19 protein-coding genes and 1 pseudogene are annotated in these 15,131 nt (G+C 67.2%); 7 read left to right on the top strand and 13 right to left on the bottom strand.

What is annotated here, in order from left to right; genetic code table 11:
* Nucleotides 1–114 precede the first annotated feature (114 nt).
* Nucleotides 115–375 carry a hypothetical protein gene (locus LIX00_RS22465; protein ID WP_227356752.1) on the top strand — a complete coding sequence of 87 codons (261 nt, stop codon included), beginning with the start codon at nucleotides 115–117 and terminating at the stop codon, nucleotides 373–375.
* Between the two features lie 70 nt (nucleotides 376–445).
* On the opposite strand, the gene LIX00_RS22460 is transcribed toward LIX00_RS22465, so the two are convergent.
* From LIX00_RS22460 to LIX00_RS22450, 3 genes are all read right to left on the bottom strand, one after another.
* The gene (locus LIX00_RS22460; protein ID WP_227356751.1) at nucleotides 446–610 is read right to left on the bottom strand and encodes a hypothetical protein; all 165 of its coding nucleotides are present in this window, start codon (nucleotides 608–610) and stop codon (nucleotides 446–448) included.
* A 205-nt stretch (nucleotides 611–815) separates the two neighbouring features.
* On the bottom strand, nucleotides 816–1,292 hold the full coding sequence (locus LIX00_RS22455; RefSeq protein WP_227356750.1) for a metal-dependent hydrolase: 477 nt from the start codon (nucleotides 1,290–1,292) through the stop codon (nucleotides 816–818).
* Between the two features lie 51 nt (nucleotides 1,293–1,343).
* The gene (locus LIX00_RS22450; protein ID WP_227356749.1) at nucleotides 1,344–2,789 is read right to left on the bottom strand and encodes an MATE family efflux transporter; all 1,446 of its coding nucleotides are present in this window, start codon (nucleotides 2,787–2,789) and stop codon (nucleotides 1,344–1,346) included.
* 110 nt (nucleotides 2,790–2,899) lie between these two features.
* Between LIX00_RS22450 and LIX00_RS22445 the strand changes: the two genes are divergently transcribed.
* Together LIX00_RS22445 and LIX00_RS22440 are read left to right on the top strand one after the other, a co-directional pair.
* A complete protein-coding gene (locus tag LIX00_RS22445) occupies nucleotides 2,900–4,069 on the top strand; it encodes a thiolase domain-containing protein (RefSeq protein ID WP_227356748.1) in 1,170 nt (389 codons plus the stop codon).
* Complete coding sequence (locus LIX00_RS22440) at nucleotides 4,066–4,446, top strand: Zn-ribbon domain-containing OB-fold protein (protein WP_227356747.1); 381 nt, start codon at nucleotides 4,066–4,068, stop codon at nucleotides 4,444–4,446. The genes LIX00_RS22445 and LIX00_RS22440 overlap by 4 nt, the downstream gene beginning before the upstream one ends.
* Before the next feature lie 18 nt (nucleotides 4,447–4,464).
* Here the strand turns inward: LIX00_RS22440 and LIX00_RS22435 are convergent, their stop codons facing one another.
* From LIX00_RS22435 to LIX00_RS26195, 3 genes and pseudogenes are all read right to left on the bottom strand, one after another.
* The gene (locus LIX00_RS22435; RefSeq protein WP_227356746.1) at nucleotides 4,465–4,764 is read right to left on the bottom strand and encodes a hypothetical protein; all 300 of its coding nucleotides are present in this window, start codon (nucleotides 4,762–4,764) and stop codon (nucleotides 4,465–4,467) included.
* Between the two features lie 546 nt (nucleotides 4,765–5,310).
* A complete protein-coding gene (locus tag LIX00_RS22430; RefSeq protein WP_368410785.1) occupies nucleotides 5,311–6,396 on the bottom strand; it encodes an ATPase domain-containing protein in 1,086 nt (361 codons plus the stop codon).
* 164 nt (nucleotides 6,397–6,560) lie between these two features.
* Nucleotides 6,561–6,743, bottom strand: a pseudogene (locus LIX00_RS26195) (ATPase domain-containing protein); the annotation flags it as partial.
* 255 nt (nucleotides 6,744–6,998) lie between these two features.
* Here LIX00_RS26195 and tbsP point away from each other — a divergent pair.
* The gene (gene tbsP, locus LIX00_RS22425) at nucleotides 6,999–7,808 is read left to right on the top strand and encodes a transcriptional regulator TbsP (protein WP_227356745.1); all 810 of its coding nucleotides are present in this window, start codon (nucleotides 6,999–7,001) and stop codon (nucleotides 7,806–7,808) included.
* A 40-nt stretch (nucleotides 7,809–7,848) separates the two neighbouring features.
* Here tbsP and LIX00_RS22420 read toward each other — a convergent pair whose 3' ends face one another.
* On the bottom strand, nucleotides 7,849–7,983 hold the full coding sequence (locus tag LIX00_RS22420) for a transporter (protein WP_227356744.1): 135 nt from the start codon (nucleotides 7,981–7,983) through the stop codon (nucleotides 7,849–7,851).
* Nucleotides 7,984–8,076: 93 nt separating this feature from the next.
* Nucleotides 8,077–8,502, bottom strand: a complete 426-nt coding sequence (locus tag LIX00_RS22415) for a hypothetical protein (protein WP_227356743.1) — start codon at nucleotides 8,500–8,502, stop codon at nucleotides 8,077–8,079.
* Between the two features lie 260 nt (nucleotides 8,503–8,762).
* Between LIX00_RS22415 and LIX00_RS22410 the strand changes: the two genes are divergently transcribed.
* Nucleotides 8,763–9,188 carry a GtrA family protein gene (locus LIX00_RS22410; RefSeq protein ID WP_227356742.1) on the top strand — a complete coding sequence of 142 codons (426 nt, stop codon included), beginning with the start codon at nucleotides 8,763–8,765 and terminating at the stop codon, nucleotides 9,186–9,188.
* Between the two features lie 27 nt (nucleotides 9,189–9,215).
* Here the strand turns inward: LIX00_RS22410 and LIX00_RS22405 are convergent, their stop codons facing one another.
* The 3 genes from LIX00_RS22405 to LIX00_RS22395 all read right to left on the bottom strand — a co-directional run bounded on the left by LIX00_RS22405 (nucleotide 9,216) and on the right by LIX00_RS22395 (nucleotide 10,726).
* The gene (locus LIX00_RS22405; RefSeq protein WP_227356741.1) at nucleotides 9,216–9,440 is read right to left on the bottom strand and encodes a hypothetical protein; all 225 of its coding nucleotides are present in this window, start codon (nucleotides 9,438–9,440) and stop codon (nucleotides 9,216–9,218) included.
* 81 nt (nucleotides 9,441–9,521) lie between these two features.
* Nucleotides 9,522–10,289 carry an SDR family NAD(P)-dependent oxidoreductase gene (locus LIX00_RS22400; protein WP_227356740.1) on the bottom strand — a complete coding sequence of 256 codons (768 nt, stop codon included), beginning with the start codon at nucleotides 10,287–10,289 and terminating at the stop codon, nucleotides 9,522–9,524.
* Between the two features lie 11 nt (nucleotides 10,290–10,300).
* A complete protein-coding gene (locus tag LIX00_RS22395; protein ID WP_227356739.1) occupies nucleotides 10,301–10,726 on the bottom strand; it encodes a PaaI family thioesterase in 426 nt (141 codons plus the stop codon).
* Nucleotides 10,727–10,908: 182 nt separating this feature from the next.
* Between LIX00_RS22395 and LIX00_RS22390 the strand changes: the two genes are divergently transcribed.
* Nucleotides 10,909–11,742 carry an enoyl-CoA hydratase/isomerase family protein gene (locus tag LIX00_RS22390; RefSeq protein ID WP_227356738.1) on the top strand — a complete coding sequence of 278 codons (834 nt, stop codon included), beginning with the start codon at nucleotides 10,909–10,911 and terminating at the stop codon, nucleotides 11,740–11,742.
* Nucleotides 11,743–11,782: 40 nt separating this feature from the next.
* Here the strand turns inward: LIX00_RS22390 and LIX00_RS22385 are convergent, their stop codons facing one another.
* Nucleotides 11,783–12,469, bottom strand: coding sequence for an HAD family hydrolase (locus LIX00_RS22385; RefSeq protein WP_227356737.1), 687 nt, complete (start codon nucleotides 12,467–12,469; stop codon nucleotides 11,783–11,785).
* Nucleotides 12,466–14,016, bottom strand: coding sequence for a class I adenylate-forming enzyme family protein (locus tag LIX00_RS22380; protein WP_227356736.1), 1,551 nt, complete (start codon nucleotides 14,014–14,016; stop codon nucleotides 12,466–12,468). The genes LIX00_RS22385 and LIX00_RS22380 overlap by 4 nt, the downstream gene beginning before the upstream one ends.
* A 129-nt stretch (nucleotides 14,017–14,145) precedes the next feature.
* Between LIX00_RS22380 and LIX00_RS22375 the strand changes: the two genes are divergently transcribed.
* Complete coding sequence (locus LIX00_RS22375; RefSeq protein ID WP_227356735.1) at nucleotides 14,146–14,907, top strand: SDR family NAD(P)-dependent oxidoreductase; 762 nt, start codon at nucleotides 14,146–14,148, stop codon at nucleotides 14,905–14,907.
* Nucleotides 14,908–15,131 lie beyond the last annotated feature (224 nt).

Raw genomic sequence — 15,131 nt, 5'->3', positions numbered from 1 at the left:
GGACGGCGGTCCGACCATCCGAACTCCGCGGGACGGAAGTCGACTCGCGCCGATAGGATGTCGGCCGCGTGTCAGTAAAACCAATACGGAAGCGCCGAAAACGATACCACGCTCATGGGTCGTCTCTCCGAACGTCCGCCGGCTCGGCTCGCCGTCTCGGTCGCCGCGTGGCTCGGCTGGGTGGGTATATTCCTGTTCTTACCTCGGCTGTGGCAGCAGTTCTGGCGTCACTGGTCGACGATGCCGCGCTCCCTCGAATCGACTCTCTTCCTGACCATCGAAGGCGGGACGCTCGTCGCCGCGCTCCTCGGCTTACCGATACTGGCGATGTCGCTGCCGATTCTCTGGTGGGGGACGCTGAACGAAACTTCGTAGGATGCACACGGTCGATTACTCCCGGACTCGCCGTGCGAACCGCGGTCGGGGGCGGCGGGCGTCGGGGCGTCTACTCGGAGCGCTCGACCAACCGTTCGAGTCGCTTATCGATGCTTCTGAGGTAGTAGAGCACCAGCACGATACCGGCCAGCGGAACGAGCCAGACGAGGAGCGAGAAGAAAATGACTATCAGTTCGAGTCCGCCGGGAAAGGCTTGGAGGGGAGCTGCGAGCATGAACGTGACTTAATATTCCGCATCGAACAGTATGAATATTGTGATTTCTCCGGGAACCCGGTTCGCGGCGACGAAAAACGCGAGAAGGTACGTGCGTCGACGCCGGAGGAGGAACCTGACGAGCGCGTACGTTCCCCGCAGAGCGACGAAACGAACGCGTCGGAACCCGCCTCGCCGGTTCCCCAAGTGGTCGACGGCTAGCGTCTCAGCCGTCGTCCTCGGTCCGGTCGCGACGAACTCGCCGGCGGTCGACCGCGAGCGCCGCCCCGACCAGCGTCCAGATGAGTATCGTGTTTCGGACGCCGTGCATCTCGACGTCGTAGGAGAAGTAGCGCGCGCTGAGGGGGTACAACCACGGTATCCCCATGTCCGTGAACGAATCGATGACGAGGTGGGAGAGGGCGGCGAGACCGGCGGCGACCGCGACCGAGCGGTCGCGGGTCGCGAGGTAGAGCGCGGCGCAACACCCGAGGACGAAGAGCGGCGTGTGAACCGCGCCGCGGTGGACGAGCGGAAACCGCCAGTGTCGGCCGAAGTAGAGGTCGATATCCGGTAGCACGCCGGCGAGGAATCCGAGCGCCGGGGGTTCGTCCGTCAGGGTTCGGACGAGCGCGTAGCCGACGACGCCGTGGGTCAGGACGGCGGGAAGCAGGGAGAGCAGGTGGGCCGCCGTGTGAACCATGCGGCGACCGAGGCGGTCGCGGTACGAAGGCGTTTCGACGGGGACTCGCTCTCAGTCGTCGGCGACGGAACCGCCGGGGCGGAACTCCCGGCTGATGGCCTTCCACTTTCCGGTCGAGAAGCGGCGGTAGTTGATGGCCGCGGGCACCGCCGCCTCGGCGACGAACGAGAGGTACAGGCCCGCGAGTCCGAGCGAGGTGACGGCACCGAGGTACGCGAGGGGTATCGCGCAGCCGAACATCCCGATTATCTGGCTGTAGAACGGCCAGCGGGTGTCGCCGCTGGCGTCGAGCGGTCCGGCGGCCGCGCCCTTGATTCCCTGCGCCACGACCGCGACGCAGGCCGCGTAGACGAGCGACACCGCGACCGGAACCGAGGGGTCCGCCGGGTCGCCGCCGAACGAGAGCACGATGGGTTCGGCCAGCAGGAAGACGACCACCGCGGCGACCGCGTAGGTCGCCACCGAGAAGACGATGACGTCGCGCGCGTACGTCTCGGCGGCGCGTTCGTCGCCGCCGCCGAGTTCCTGCCCGACGAGGCTGCTGGACGCCAGTCCGAACCCCCAGCCGGGGGTGTTCATCAGCCCCCAGACGCGTCGGCTGATGACGTAGGCGGCGACCACGCTCGGCCCGAACAGCGCGACGATGGCGAGCATCGGGAACTTCGCGACGGTCCACACCAGATTTCGCCCGACGACCGGAAGACCGATTCGAACGAGTCGACGGAGCGTCTCCGCGTCGAGGTAGTCGGCGAACGGGTCGACCCGAATGGGGAGTTCCCCGCCGCCGGGGAGCCGACCGGCCACGAGACCGACGGCGAACCCGACGGTCACGACCACGTTGGCGAGCACCGTCCCCAGCGCGGCACCCTCGACGCCCATCCCGAGTCCGAAGACGAACGCGGCGCTGAGGAGGATGTTCGCGAGCGCGCCGCCGGTCCGAACCAGCATCGGCGTCCACGCGTCGTCGGCGCCGATGTAGATGCGACTGCCGACGAGGTTGAGTCCGGCGAAGGGGACGCCGACCGAGAGGATGCGGAGGTACGACGCGCCGAACCCGATGGCCGCCTCGTCGTCGGTCATCACCGAGACGAGTTCCGCCGGGAACAGTCCGAAGACGACCGCGACGGGGAGCGACACCGCGAGGACGAGCGCGACGCTCGACCGAATCGCCCGTCCGAGTTCGTCGAACGCCTCCGCGCCGTATCGCTGCGAGACGAGCGCGATGGTTCCGCCCGCGAACCCCCCGCCGAGCGAGAACGCGACGCCCCAGTACGGCGTGGCGAACCCGACCCCGGCGATGGCCACCGGTCCCACGGCGATGCCGACGAAGGCGACGTCGACGGCGTTCTTCGACATCCGCGCCAGACCGGTGACGATGCGCGGCCACGCGAGGTCGGTGGTTCGACGGACGTTTTTCCGGGAGACGAGACCGACGCGGGAGAGCGCGAGACCGATGGCGAAGATGAGGAGGCGTATCGGGTTCGGGAAGCGGGGCACGACGCTACAAGTGTTTCGAATCGAAAGTATAGTCTTTTCGATACGCGGCGGTTCGGCGGAAGAATGCGGTGAGCAGTAATTTCTTAGTGTCGCTCGAAAAACGTGTAATCATGTCACGAGCTACCGTCGTGGGTGCCGGGATGACCGAGTTCGGCCCGCACGACAGGCCACTCGAAGAGCTCTTCGCGGACGCCGCGTTCGCGTCCATCGACGACGCCGGTGCGACGCTCGACGAGATAGACGCCTTTTACTTCGGCAACGCGCTGGGCGGGCAGGCCGAGGGCGACACGCACCTCGCGCCGAAACTGGCGACGCACGTCGGTCTCCAGGGTATCCCCTGCCAACGATTCGAGGACGCGTGCGCCACCTCGTCGAACGCCTTCAAACACGCCGTTCAGGCGGTCGAATCCGGCGTCCACGACGTGGCCTTGGTCGGCGGCGTCGAGCGGTGCACCCCCGAAACCGGTCTCGGCACCGGCGAGATGACCGAGATATTCGCCAGCGCGGCCCACCGCCAGTACGAGCAACCGGCGGGGCTCACGTTCCCCGGCGTGTTCGCGCTGCTCGCCAAGCGCCACATGCACGAGTACGGGACGACCGAGGCGCAGCTCGCCGAGGTCGCCGTCAAGAACCACCACCACGGCCGGTACAACCCCAACGCGCACTTCGGCCGCGACGCGACCGTCGAGGAGGTGCTGGAGAGCCCAACGGTCGCGGACCCGTTCCACCTCATGGACTGCTGTCCGTTCTCCGACGGGGCGTCGGCGGTCGTCGTCGTCGCCGACGACCTCGCCGAGAACTTCGCCGGCGAACCGGTCTCCGTCGCGGGCGTCGGCCACAGCACCGACGCGGTTCCGCTGGCCGACAAGGCGTCGCTCACCGAGACGCGGGCCGCCCGGGACGCCGCGGCCGAAGCCTACGCGCAGGCCGACGTCACCCCCGACGACGTCGACTTCGCCGAGGTGCACGACTGTTTCACCGGCGCGGAGGTGCTCGCCATCGAAGCGCTCGGCTTCTTCGAGGACGGCACCGGCGGGCGGGCGGCGGCCGAGGGTCGCACCTACCTCGACGGCGACATCCCGGTGAACCCGAGCGGCGGTCTCAAGGCGAAGGGTCACCCCATCGGGGCGACCGGGACGGCCCAAATCGTGGAGCTGACGGGGCAACTTCGCGGCGACGCCGGCCGTCGCCAGGTCGAGGGGGCCGCGACGGGCGTCGCGCACAACCTCGGCGGCGACGCCGCGACGACCGTCGTCACCGTCATGGAGGCCCGAACGTGAGTTCGAACGACCCGTCCGAGGGGGACGCCGCGACGTACGCCGACTGGCGGGCGCGCCTCCGAGCGGGCGAACTGCTCGGACTCGAATGCCGGTCGTGCGGCCACGTCACCGCCACGCCGAAGCGCGCGTGCATCGAGTGCGGCGACCGCGACCTCGCTCCCCGCCGACTCCCGGAGACCGGCGAGGTTCACAGCGAGACCACGATCAACGTACCGCCCGCGGGGGTCGAAGGACCGTACCAAGTCGCCGTCGTCGACCTCGGCGACGCGCGCCTCCTCGGTCGAATCGAGGGACGCGCGGAGGTCGGCGACGCCGTCGAGTTCGTCGACAGCATCGAGATGAAAGGACTGCCCGCCCCGGTGTTCGCGCCGCGATAGCCCCCGTCCGGGACGTGCTCACGAGATGGACGATTTCGTGAGCGAGTCGAAGGCGGTCGGGTTCTCCCACAGTTCGCCCAACGTCGCCGCCGCGAGGTAGCGGGTCGGTGCGGCCACCCACTCGGTCGCCACCCGGGCGTCCGGGGGCGGCGCGGTCGCCTCGAACCACCACGCGACGTAACGACCGTCGGTCAGTTTCGCGGTCGGGTACATCTGACCGTTAACCGACACGTCGACGCGCGAGTTCGGTTCGACGGCCGGTGCGTCCTCGGGAGTGTCCGCGACCAGCAGTTCGATATCTATCGTCCGTTCGGTCATCCCGGCCACCGTCCGTCTTTTCTCTCCACCCCGGCGACGAACAGAGCGGTCGTGAGTGCCATACGGTGGAGGTCGGCGCGCACCTACAAGAAAGTCAGTCAGGCGCGCGTCTGACGGTCGGGCGCGGAGCGCCTCATCCGTTCGCCGCCCTTCCGCCCGCGGTTTCGACGGCGAACGCCCGCGTTGCAACCATACCCGTTCGTAACGGACCTCGAAGGGGCGGGAGAAAGGGTGCGCGTCTCTCGGTCGTCGCGGACGGTTTCAGATATCGTCCGGGTCGCCGCCGAACAGACACGCCAGTGTGAAGATACTCATAATGCCGTACGCCGTGCCGGTCGCGATGCGTCGTAACGTCATGGGTTGGGGGATAGGGTCGTCGGTTCTGTCGGTCGCGTTCTCGCTCGATGCTTCGTCCAGTTTGGAATAAGTTTTGTGGAGTGAACTTTCGCGCGGTTGGTCCGTCGAACCGCCGATGCCGATTCGAACCGCCGGTGCAGGTCGCTCGTCGCGTACCGACGAGTCCGGTGCGGGCGTTCGAGAGGGCGGTTACTCGGCTTCCCCTCGAATCCGGGGCATCCCCGTGAGCACGCCCTGGACGTTCGCCATCGGTTCGCCGACCTCGAATCCGTGCTCCGTGATGCGGAACTCCCGAAGGAGATGCTCGAAGTCGCTCGTGCGCTTTTTCAGGACGCCGATGGCCCTCCGCATCTCGCCCCCCAGTTCGAGGTGCTGCAGCAGGATGATGTTGTCGGCGAGGTAGCTGATGCCCTCGCCGGTCGCCTCGACCCGACCGGTCAGCGAGTCCTGTTCGGTGACGAGGATGACGGTCACCCCCATGTTTCGGAGGTAGCGACAGAGCGCCTGCAGCGTCTCGACGAGGTTCAGCCTGTCGTCCCGGAGCGAGACGTTGTACCCCTCGACGCCGTCTATCATCACGATGTCCGTGCCGCGGTTCTCGACCTCCCGTCGAACCGCGGTGGCGAACTCGATAGCCGACCGCTCGACGGGTTCTATCTCCTCTAAGTGGAGCGAACCGTCCTCGACCATCGCGGCCACCGGGACGTTGATGGCTCCGCTGCGCTCGCGGAACGTCTCGGTCGATTCCTCGAACATGTAGATGACGGAGCGTTCGCCGCGCCCGGCCGCCTCCTTCATGAACTGCGTACCGAACGTTGTCTTGCCGACGCCGGTCGGTCCGCTGAGGACGGTCACGGTGCCGCGTTCGATGCCCCCGTGGAGCAACTGGTCGACCTGCGGAATGCCCGAGGAGACGCTCTCGGGTTCGAAGTCCCGGTCGTGAACCTCGGGGTCGAACGAGGGAAAGACGTCGATGCCGTCGTCGGAGATGCGAACCCCGTGCGCCCCGTCTCGCGCGCCCTCGGTGGGCGTTTTCGGCACCGTCAGCGTCCGGGTTCGCTCGCCCGTCCGTAGTTCGAACCGCCCGTCTTCGACGAGCGAGAGGTCGTCCCCGTGTCGGTCGGTGCGACAGGTGAACAGCACCGTCGCGCCGCGTTCTTTGAGATGCCGACCCAGTCCGACGACCTCCTCGCGGTACCGCTCCCGGCTCGAAAGGACGTCCCTGAGGCGAGCGACCGGGTCGACGACCACGCGGTCGGGGTCGAGCGAGGAGATGCGCTCGGAGAGTCGACCGACGAGAGCCGCGTCGTCCGCGGTCGCCGCGAAGTCTCCCGTCGGCCGTCGGCCTCGGGGGTATCGGCGCGCAGGTCGAGAAACGAGATCGCCTCGGCGTCGATACCGACCGACGCCGCCTTCTCTCGAAGTTCGTCCTCGGTCTCGGAGAGGTGGACGAACAGGGTCGTCTCGCCGTCCTCCGCTCCGGCTTCGAGAAACCGTAATTCGGTGAGGGTCTTGCCCGCGCCGGCGTCGCCGCGGAGAACGTAGGTGCGCTTCGAAGCGAGTCCGCCGTTCAAAACGGTATCGAGGCCGTGAATCCCGGTCCGCAGTCGTTCGCCTGTCATTGTCATATTACGTCATCATCGGGCCGAAAACGTTATGGAACCCCACGATATCTCCCGCCAACGCGGGTGTTTGAGGCAGGGAAACGGCCCGATAAATTGCGTTTACGGGGACGTTGATTCGGATAATGACGGCGTTAGTGGAGCCCCGCCGGTCGTATGATTGGCTTTCCGTGAAACGCGCGAAACAACGCCGGATTACCCTAAATTAACTGACTCAATACTAAGTACGTCGGGTCTGTTCAAACATCCATGTCGATGGCCGACTTACTCGACCGGGAGATGGGGGATATCTTCGTAGAACTCTTCGAGGAAACATCGGAGCCGATCCTGTTCGTCAATCCATCGCAGGCGCAATTGGAGGCCGCAGTCGTCACCGCGAGCGAGTTCGAGGACGAGCTACCGGAGCTCCGAATCATCGCCGCCTCGGAGACGCTCAAGACGATGGCCGACGACTTCCTGATAGCGAGCGAGACGGCGGACCTCATCCACCGGGACAAGCTGTCCCTACGGACGGTAGACGAGGTCTATCGGAGCTCGATGGTGGTGATGGACGACCGAATCGTCACGCTCGTTCAGTTCGACCGTCGAATCGACGGGTTGCAGTCTGACGACGGCGAGTTGGTCGAGACGGCGCGCGATTCGTTGATGTCGGCGTGGGAGGAGGGAGAGGAGTTCACGCTCCGAACTCCGCCGATTTCGGAGGTGCGCGAAACCCTGGAGGACGAAATCGGGCCTCAGGTGGAAGAGGACTTCACGACGGTACTCACGTCCTTGGACGAGATTCGCGGCGGTCAGGGGCTGGACGAAGTCGCCATCAGTTTGCTGGTGGCGGCGCGGAACAACATCCTGCTCTACGACATCAGCAAGTGGGGCGAGGACGTGGGTCTCGCCAGCAAGGCGACGTTCTCGCGCACGAAGACGCGGCTCGAGGACCTCGGCATTCTGGACACCGAGAAGGTCCCCATCGACGTCGGCCGTCCGCGGCTCCGCCTCAAACTCGCCGACGAATCGATGACGGAGCTTCCCGCCGACGAGATGATAGAACGACTGGAAGAGCAGATGTAGTCGGAAGGGGGTCGCCCTCGGCCGAACCGGCGACCGACCGCTAGCGGTCGGTGAGCAACCGCAGTGCGACGCCGAGGACGATGACGATGATTCCGAGAATCGTCGCGATCGGCGGAATCGGAACGAACAGGAGCACGATTCCCGCGAGAAGTACTAGGGTCGAGGCTCGTACCATACTAATCGATACCCGAGGGAACCGAATAGGCGTTGTGGCGGTGCGGCGATGGGACACCGCCGCACCGAGCTTTCGTCCGCGGCGTGCGGCCTCTCACTCGCGCCCGTCGCTCTCGACCGGGATGGTAATCGCGTCGTCGAACGACTCCCGGTCGGTGGCACCGCCGAAATCGGCGAGCCACGTCAGCAGTTCCTCAGGGTCGGTTCGGTCGAGCAGTTCCCGAACTGCCATCCCGCCGAGTCGCCCGGCGACCGAACTACCGACGACGCGCGTGACGAAGCGGTCGTTCGCGACGCGGTCGAGCAACCGCCTCGTGAGACCGCGTCCGAGCGCGCGACCCAGTAGCTCGCCGAGTCGCTCGTACTCGACCGCGTCGTCGAAGCTCGCTCCGCGGTCGAGCGCCTCGACGTCGACGCTGTCGAGGATTTCCTTCGCTATCTCGGTCGAGAACAGCAGGTCGAGACCGCGTTCGATTCGGTCGAGTCGGTCGTTTTGCATCGAAGACGTGTCCGGTGACATCGTTGGATTCTCCCGACGCGCTCGTCGCCCGTCGGCACCCGGTTCGCTCTCGGCACGGGAGAAACCTCCGGCCGGTGTCCCGGTCGGGAACCGCGCCCGCGGACGGACGCCGGAACTTTCAGTAGCCGAACGCCGAAATGGTACGTCGTGGACGCGCCGCGCACCGACGCACGCCGAGACGACGGGCGGGTCGATACCGATACGATCACGTCGACCGCCCCGAACCGGTGCGAGGCCGCGAAACAGGAGGGAGACGGCTGATGTTCCGCGCGTTCCTTCGAAACCTCCTCAGCGGACCGGTCGCGCCGCAACTCAGGCGGTTCGTCGTCGTCGGCGCAGTCGCCTCGGTGGTGCAGACGGCGCTCCTCTGGACGTTCGTCGAACACGGCGGACTCGACTACCTCCTGGGGGCGCTCCTCGCCATCGAGCTCACCATCGTCTTCCAGTACGTTCTCAACGACGCGTGGACGTTTCGAGCGACCCGGAACGTGGGTCGCGTCTCGTACCTCGTCGGACTGCTCAAGACGAACGTCGTCCGCGGGAGCGCCATCCCCCTCCAACTCGGCGTCCTCTACGTTCTCGTGACGTGGCGCAGCATCCCCTACCTCGTGGCGAACGCCGGGGCAATCGGCCTCACGGGGCTGTATCGGTACGTGCTCGACGCGCGGTGGACGTGGGGACGGTGACTCCGCCGAACCGCGTTCCGCCCCGCCCTACTCCTCGTCCGACTCGTCCCCGAGGTCGAGCGACGCGCGGTACTCCTCGCTCGTCCGGTAATCGTACGCGGCGACGACGACGAGAACGAGGCTGAAAAGCGACGCCCAGAGGAAGGTGAGTTTCGACGCGAACACCGCGAGCGCGAGACCGAGCAGGACGCCGCAGTTTCCGGCCACCATCAGAAGTTGCCACCGGGACGCACTCGACCGTCGGCGAGACATACTCGTTCGTGACGTTTCCCCTCGGATCTTCATTAGCGTACCGAGTCTCCGGCCCGCTCGAGGCGCGTCGCTCGGGTCGATTCAACGCGCCGTCCACCCGCCGTCCGCGGTCAGACAGCTTCCGGTGACGAACGAGGCCGCGTCGCTGGCGAGAAAGAGCGCGGGTCCGGCGATCTCCTCCGGGTCGGCGAACCGATCGAGCGGCGTTCGGTCGAGGATGGACCGGCGCAATCGGTCGTTCGCTTCGAGGTCGTCCGTCAGTTCGGTGCTGACGTAGCCGGGCGCGACGGCGTTCACGCGAACCTCGGGGGCCCAATCGAGCGCCATGCTCCGCGTCAGTCCGACGAGTCCGTGCTTCGACGCGACGTACGGGTGCTGGCGGGGGAGTCCGACGAGTCCCCCGACGCTGGCGACGTTGACGACGCTTCCGCCGGCGTCGTGCAGGTGCTCGGCGGCGCGCTTCGCGCAGAGGAACGCGCCGCCGAGGTTGACCTCCACGGTCTCGTCGAACGCGTCGGCGTCGACCGCCTCCGGGCGACCGAGCGCCGCGTCCGGATTGATTCCCGCGTTGTTGACGACCACGTCGACGCCGCCGAGTTCCGCCTCGACTCGCTCGAAGAGGGCGTCGACGTCGTCCTCGTTCGCGACGTCGACCGGGCACGAGAACGAGTCGGCCCCTCGGTCGCGGACGTCGGCGACCGCGGCGTCGACGGCATCCTCGCTCCGGGACGTCGGGACCACGTCCGCTCCCGCGTCGGCGAACGCCCGCGCGATGGCGCGACCGATGCCGCGCGTTCCGCCCGTGACGACCGCGACGCGACCGTCGAGTTCGAACATTTCGTGTGTCATCGTCGAATCGTTCAGCGAAAGAGCCGATAGGAACTGCGGCCGACGACCGCCTCCGTCGGCTCACCGTCGGCGTCGGTCGTTCGGACCGTCACCTCCACGACGCCCATCGAGTTTCCGGCGCGGACGACGGTCGCCTCCGCGAGGAGGTCGTCGCTCGCGGGCCGGAGGTACGAGACGTTGAGGTCGGTCGTCGCCAGCCGCGCGTTCGCGGGGTCGTCGAAGACAGTCCGGAGGACGAACCCGCTCGCGGTGTCGACGAGCGTCGCGGCGATGCCGCCGTGGATGGTCTTCGGATTCCCGACGGGGTTGAGGAGCTTCTCGTCGTACGGAATCCGCATCTCGAGGTAGCCCTCCTCGACGGTTTCGACGCGGAGGTCGAGCCACGAGAGGTACCCGTGAGCGTCGATGAACGCCTGAAACGACTCCGGTTCGGTCACGCCGACCCCTCCCGACGGTGGCGGCCGCGACGCCGCCGCTCCGAATGGATGCTCGTCATCTCGCTCGTAATCGTGCGGCCGCGACGGTAAATCTTCGCCTTCCGGACAACGTTGGAAAGATTCAGGACGAAATATCGAACGATGGTGCGACAAGCGGCGAAGTTTTATTCCTTCGTACGCCAATGGTGGCGTATGCTACCCGACAGCACGGAGTGGTCGCGTTGACCGACGCCGTCACCCTCGACGTGACCGACGAGGTCGCCACCCTCACGTTGAATCGACCGGACGCCCGGAACGCGCTCACCCGGGGCGTTTCCGACGCCCTCCGCGACCACCTCGACGAAATCGAGGGTCGCGACGACGTCAGGTGCGTCGTCGTCGCCGGACGGGGAAGCGCGTTCTCCGCGGGCGGGGACATCGAGCGGATGCGCGAACGCCTCGAAAGCGACGAGTCGCTGGACGACGCCGTCGCCGCGCTCGAACGCACCACGAGCGAGACGATGTCCCGGGTCGTCGACTGTCCGTATCCGACGGTGGCGAAGGTGGGCGGACCGGCGGTCGGCGCGGGCGCGAACCTCGCCATCGCCTGCGACCTCCAACTCGCCAGTTCGTCGGCGAGCATCGGGTTCGTCTTCCGGCGGGTCGGCCTCACCGTCGACGCGGGTACCTCGTACCTACTGCCGCGCATCGTCGGCGAGAACGTCGCCAAGGAACTCGTCTACACCGGCGAGGTGTGCGACGCCGAGCGCGCCGCCGACCTCGGTCTCTTCAACCACGTCTACCCGGACGAGGAGTTCGACGAGCGCGTCGACGCGCTCGTCGACCGAATCGCGAACGGGCCGACGGTCGCGTTCCGTCACGCGAAACGCCTCGTCCAGGACGGCTTCGACAAACCCCTCGACCGGGCGATGGCGGACGAGGCGACGGCGCAGGGCATCGTCTTCGAGACGGCCGACCACGAAGAGGGGGTCGAGGCCTTCCTCGAAGGCCGAACCCCCGACTTCGAGGGGAGGTAGCGACTCGACCGGCGCGTCGACTCGACCAAGTTCGGCGCGCTCAGTCGTCGACGCCGACGACCGCGAGCACGCCCCGGAGGTCGTCCACGACGTGCTCGACCGCGGGACCGTCTTCCGCGCCGTGGCTCACGGGGTGGATGCCGTGTTCGGCGGCCCCCGCCATGTCGTGTTCGTACCGGTCCCCGACCATCACCGTCCCGTCGGCGGGAACCGGACTCTTCTCCAGCGCCGCCTCGAACATCGCCGGGTCGGGTTTCGTCCGGCCGACGGCCTCCGACGTCGTCACGTCGTCCACGTGCTCGCGCACTTCGAGGTGGTCCAAGATGAACGCGCCCTCGTCGGCGTCCACGTCGCTCACGATCCCCTGATAAACGCCCGCGTCGGCGAGTCGCGCGGTGACCTCGCGCGCGCCCGGATTCGGGCGGAGGTGCTCCCGAACCGTCGCGCGAAACAGCGCATACCACTCGTCGTCGGGAACGTCCCGGCCGAGAACCTCGTCCACGGCCAACCCGTAGGCCGTGCAGGCCGACCGGAACTCGGTTCCGTCGCGCTCCCGGAAGTGCCGACCGACGACGCTCCGCCAAACGTCGAGCGATTCGTCGGCGGTGGCCTCGACGTCGTTTTCCGCGAGGAGTCGTTCGACGAACGCCGCGTGCGCCTCGCGGACGGACGAAACGTCGAGCAGGACGCCGCCCACGTCCCAGAAGACCGCGTCGTAGTCGGTCATTGGTCGGCCTCGCGCTCCACGAGTTCGAACTTCCGCACCTTTCCGCTCGCGGTTCGCGGGAGGTCGTCCACGAACTCGACCTCCCGCGGGTGCTTGTACTCCGCGAGGTTCGACAGGCAGAACTCCCGAACCGCTTCCGCCCTTAGGTCGCCCTCCGGTGCGCGGACGACGAACGCCTTCACCGTCTCGTTCCGGCGCTCGTCGGGGACGCCGACCACGGCGGCGTCGGCGATGTCCGGGTGTTCGAACAGCAACTCCTCGACTTCGCTCGGATAGACGTTGTAGCCCGCGGTGTTTATCGTGTGCTTCTTCCGGTCGACGATCTCGTAGTAGTTGTCGTCGTCCCGGCGCGCGATATCGCCGGTTCGGAAGTAGCCGTCGTCGGTGAACGCCGCGGCGGTCTCGTCCGGGCGGTCGTGGTAGCCCTTCATCACGTGCGGGCCGCGCACGAGGAGTTCGCCGGTCTCGCCGGGGCGAACCTCCTCGCCGGCGTCGTCGACCACCTTGCAGTCGGTCATCCGGAGCGGCTGTCCGATGGAGCCGTGTTTCGCGCCGAAGGTGGAACCGACGCCGGTGTGCGTCGCCGCGGTCGTCTCGGTCAGCCCGTACCCCTCGGTCATCTCGACTCCGGCGGTCTCCTCGAACGCCCGCTGGACGGCCACCGGCATCTTCGCGCCGCCCTCGTTCACGGTGTCGAGGCTGGAGAGGTCGCGGTCGCCGAACGAGTCGGCGTTCACCATGTCCACGAACATCGCGGCGACGCCGACGAAGCCGGTTATCTCGTACTCCTCGACGGTCCGCATCACCTCGTCGGCGTCCCAGTCGGCGGGACTCCAGAGGTGAACCGTCCCGCCCCGCACCAGCGACTGCCACGTCGAGTGGACGAAGCCGGTGATGTGGTACAGCGGGAGGACGGCGAGTTCGCGCTGCTCATCCGGCGACCGCTCGGTGAACCGGAAGCCGGAGAACGCCTGCGCGCGGAGGTTCTCGTGCGTGACGAGGACGCCCTTCGGTCGGCCGGTCGTTCCGGAGGTGTACGGTTGCATCGCCGTGTCGTCGGCGTCGCGCTCGACGAGCACGGGGTCTCCCGTCACGTCCCCGAACGCGACGCCGTCGCCGGTCCCGCCCACGGTGACGACCGTCGGGTCACGGTTCGTCTTCGCGCACGCGTCCGCGAGGGTGTCGACCAGCGCCGGGTGCGTGACCGCGATTCGAGCGTCCGCGTCTTCGAGTTGGTGGGTGAGTTCTCGCGCCTTGTACTGCGGGTTGGCCGGCGAGACCACGACCCCCGCCCGCAGCGCGCCGAGGACCGCGACGACGTACTCGGGGCAGTTCGGGAGGTAGAGGAGGAGGCGGTCGCCGGGTTCGAATCCGCGCTCGCGGAGTCCTCCCGCGAAGGCGGCCGCCCGCTCGGCGATATCCGCGTAGGAGAGTTCGCGGCCGTTCATCTCGACCGCGACGCGGTCGCCGCGGCGGTCGGCGGTCGCTTCGAAGAGGCGGGCGGCGTTCCCCGCCGGCACGGAGCGGAGCGCTGCTGGTACGTCCATACCCCATGTGCGGTGGTATCACACATTACCTTAACGGAGATTCGACGGAGCCGAGTATTTATTAACGATGGCGAGGAACAAGGGAATCGAATTAACGATGATAACGAAGAGTTCGAATCGGAGGCCGCGATGAACGACCGGTTCTCCATCGACGGACGGACCGCCGTCGTCACCGGTGCGTCGAGCGGTATCGGGCGCGAGATAGCGGAGCAGTTCGCGCGCGAGGGCGCGAACGTCGTCGTCTGCTCGCGCGAGCAGGGGAACGTCGACCCGGTGGCCGAGGGGATCGGCGAGAACGCCCTCGCGGTCGAGTGCGACGTGACCGAGAGGGACGCGGTCGAGGCGCTCGTCGAGGCCACCGTCGAGGAGTTCGGGGGCATCGACTGTCTGGTGAACAACGCCGGGGCGAGTTTCATGGCGGGGTTCGACGACATCAGCCCGAACGGTTGGCGGACCATCGTGGACATCAACCTCACCGGAACCTACCACTGCACGCAGGTCGCGGGCGAACACATGCGCGCTGGCGACGGCGGCACCGTCATCAATCTGGCGAGCGTCGCCGGACAGCGCGGGTCGCCGTACATGAGCCACTACGGCGCGGCGAAGGCCGGCGTCATCAACCTCACGCGGACGCTCGCGTTCGAGTGGGCGGGCGACGACGTGCGCGTGAACTGCATCGCACCCGGCTTCGTCGCCACGCCGGGACTCGAATCGCAGATGGGCGTCTCCGCCGAGGACGTCGACCGCGAGGACGTGGAGCGCCGAATCGGCACGTCGGACGAGATCGCGGACGTGGCGCAGTTCCTCGCCAGTCCCGCGAGTTCCTACCTCGTCGGCGAGACGATCACCGCGGCCGGCGTCCCGCGCATCGACGAATCGCCGGACGTGTAGGCGAACGCCGACCCCCTCGCCCGCTTTTCGGACGCCGGCGACGAGCGAAGGTCGGTCGCGTCCTCCGTCGGGCCGAGTGCTACCAACCCGCATATTTATGATGTATCTCTGCAATAGGCAACACAGACGATGGTTAACGATAGTAACCAAGGCGTCGGGAAACCGACCCAGAATAAGAAGAACAGCCCTGTCAATCAAACAACGAAAACATCCGGGCTGTTTTC

It is taken from the genome of Haladaptatus salinisoli, assembly GCF_020614375.1.
Lineage (GTDB): Archaea > Halobacteriota > Halobacteria > Halobacteriales > Haladaptataceae > Haladaptatus > Haladaptatus salinisoli.
Note: the sequence above shows the minus strand (reverse complement) of the source record. Positions and strands in the feature narration are given on the sequence as shown.

Coding starts and splice junctions, on each gene's coding strand:
- LIX00_RS22465 (WP_227356752.1), top strand. CDS start 115: ATGGGTCGTCTCTCCGAACGTCCGCCGGCTCGGCTCGCCGTCTCGGTC.
- LIX00_RS22460 (WP_227356751.1), bottom strand. CDS start 610: ATGCTCGCAGCTCCCCTCCAAGCCTTTCCCGGCGGACTCGAACTGATA.
- LIX00_RS22455 (WP_227356750.1), bottom strand. CDS start 1,292: ATGGTTCACACGGCGGCCCACCTGCTCTCCCTGCTTCCCGCCGTCCTG.
- LIX00_RS22445 (WP_227356748.1), top strand. CDS start 2,900: ATGTCACGAGCTACCGTCGTGGGTGCCGGGATGACCGAGTTCGGCCCG.
- LIX00_RS22435 (WP_227356746.1), bottom strand. CDS start 4,764: ATGACCGAACGGACGATAGATATCGAACTGCTGGTCGCGGACACTCCC.
- tbsP (WP_227356745.1), top strand. CDS start 6,999: ATGGCCGACTTACTCGACCGGGAGATGGGGGATATCTTCGTAGAACTC.
- LIX00_RS22420 (WP_227356744.1), bottom strand. CDS start 7,983: ATGGTACGAGCCTCGACCCTAGTACTTCTCGCGGGAATCGTGCTCCTG.
- LIX00_RS22415 (WP_227356743.1), bottom strand. CDS start 8,502: ATGTCACCGGACACGTCTTCGATGCAAAACGACCGACTCGACCGAATC.
- LIX00_RS22410 (WP_227356742.1), top strand. CDS start 8,763: ATGTTCCGCGCGTTCCTTCGAAACCTCCTCAGCGGACCGGTCGCGCCG.
- LIX00_RS22405 (WP_227356741.1), bottom strand. CDS start 9,440: ATGTCTCGCCGACGGTCGAGTGCGTCCCGGTGGCAACTTCTGATGGTG.
- LIX00_RS22400 (WP_227356740.1), bottom strand. CDS start 10,289: ATGACACACGAAATGTTCGAACTCGACGGTCGCGTCGCGGTCGTCACG.
- LIX00_RS22390 (WP_227356738.1), top strand. CDS start 10,909: ATGGTGGCGTATGCTACCCGACAGCACGGAGTGGTCGCGTTGACCGAC.
- LIX00_RS22385 (WP_227356737.1), bottom strand. CDS start 12,469: ATGACCGACTACGACGCGGTCTTCTGGGACGTGGGCGGCGTCCTGCTC.
- LIX00_RS22380 (WP_227356736.1), bottom strand. CDS start 14,016: ATGGACGTACCAGCAGCGCTCCGCTCCGTGCCGGCGGGGAACGCCGCC.
- LIX00_RS22375 (WP_227356735.1), top strand. CDS start 14,146: ATGAACGACCGGTTCTCCATCGACGGACGGACCGCCGTCGTCACCGGT.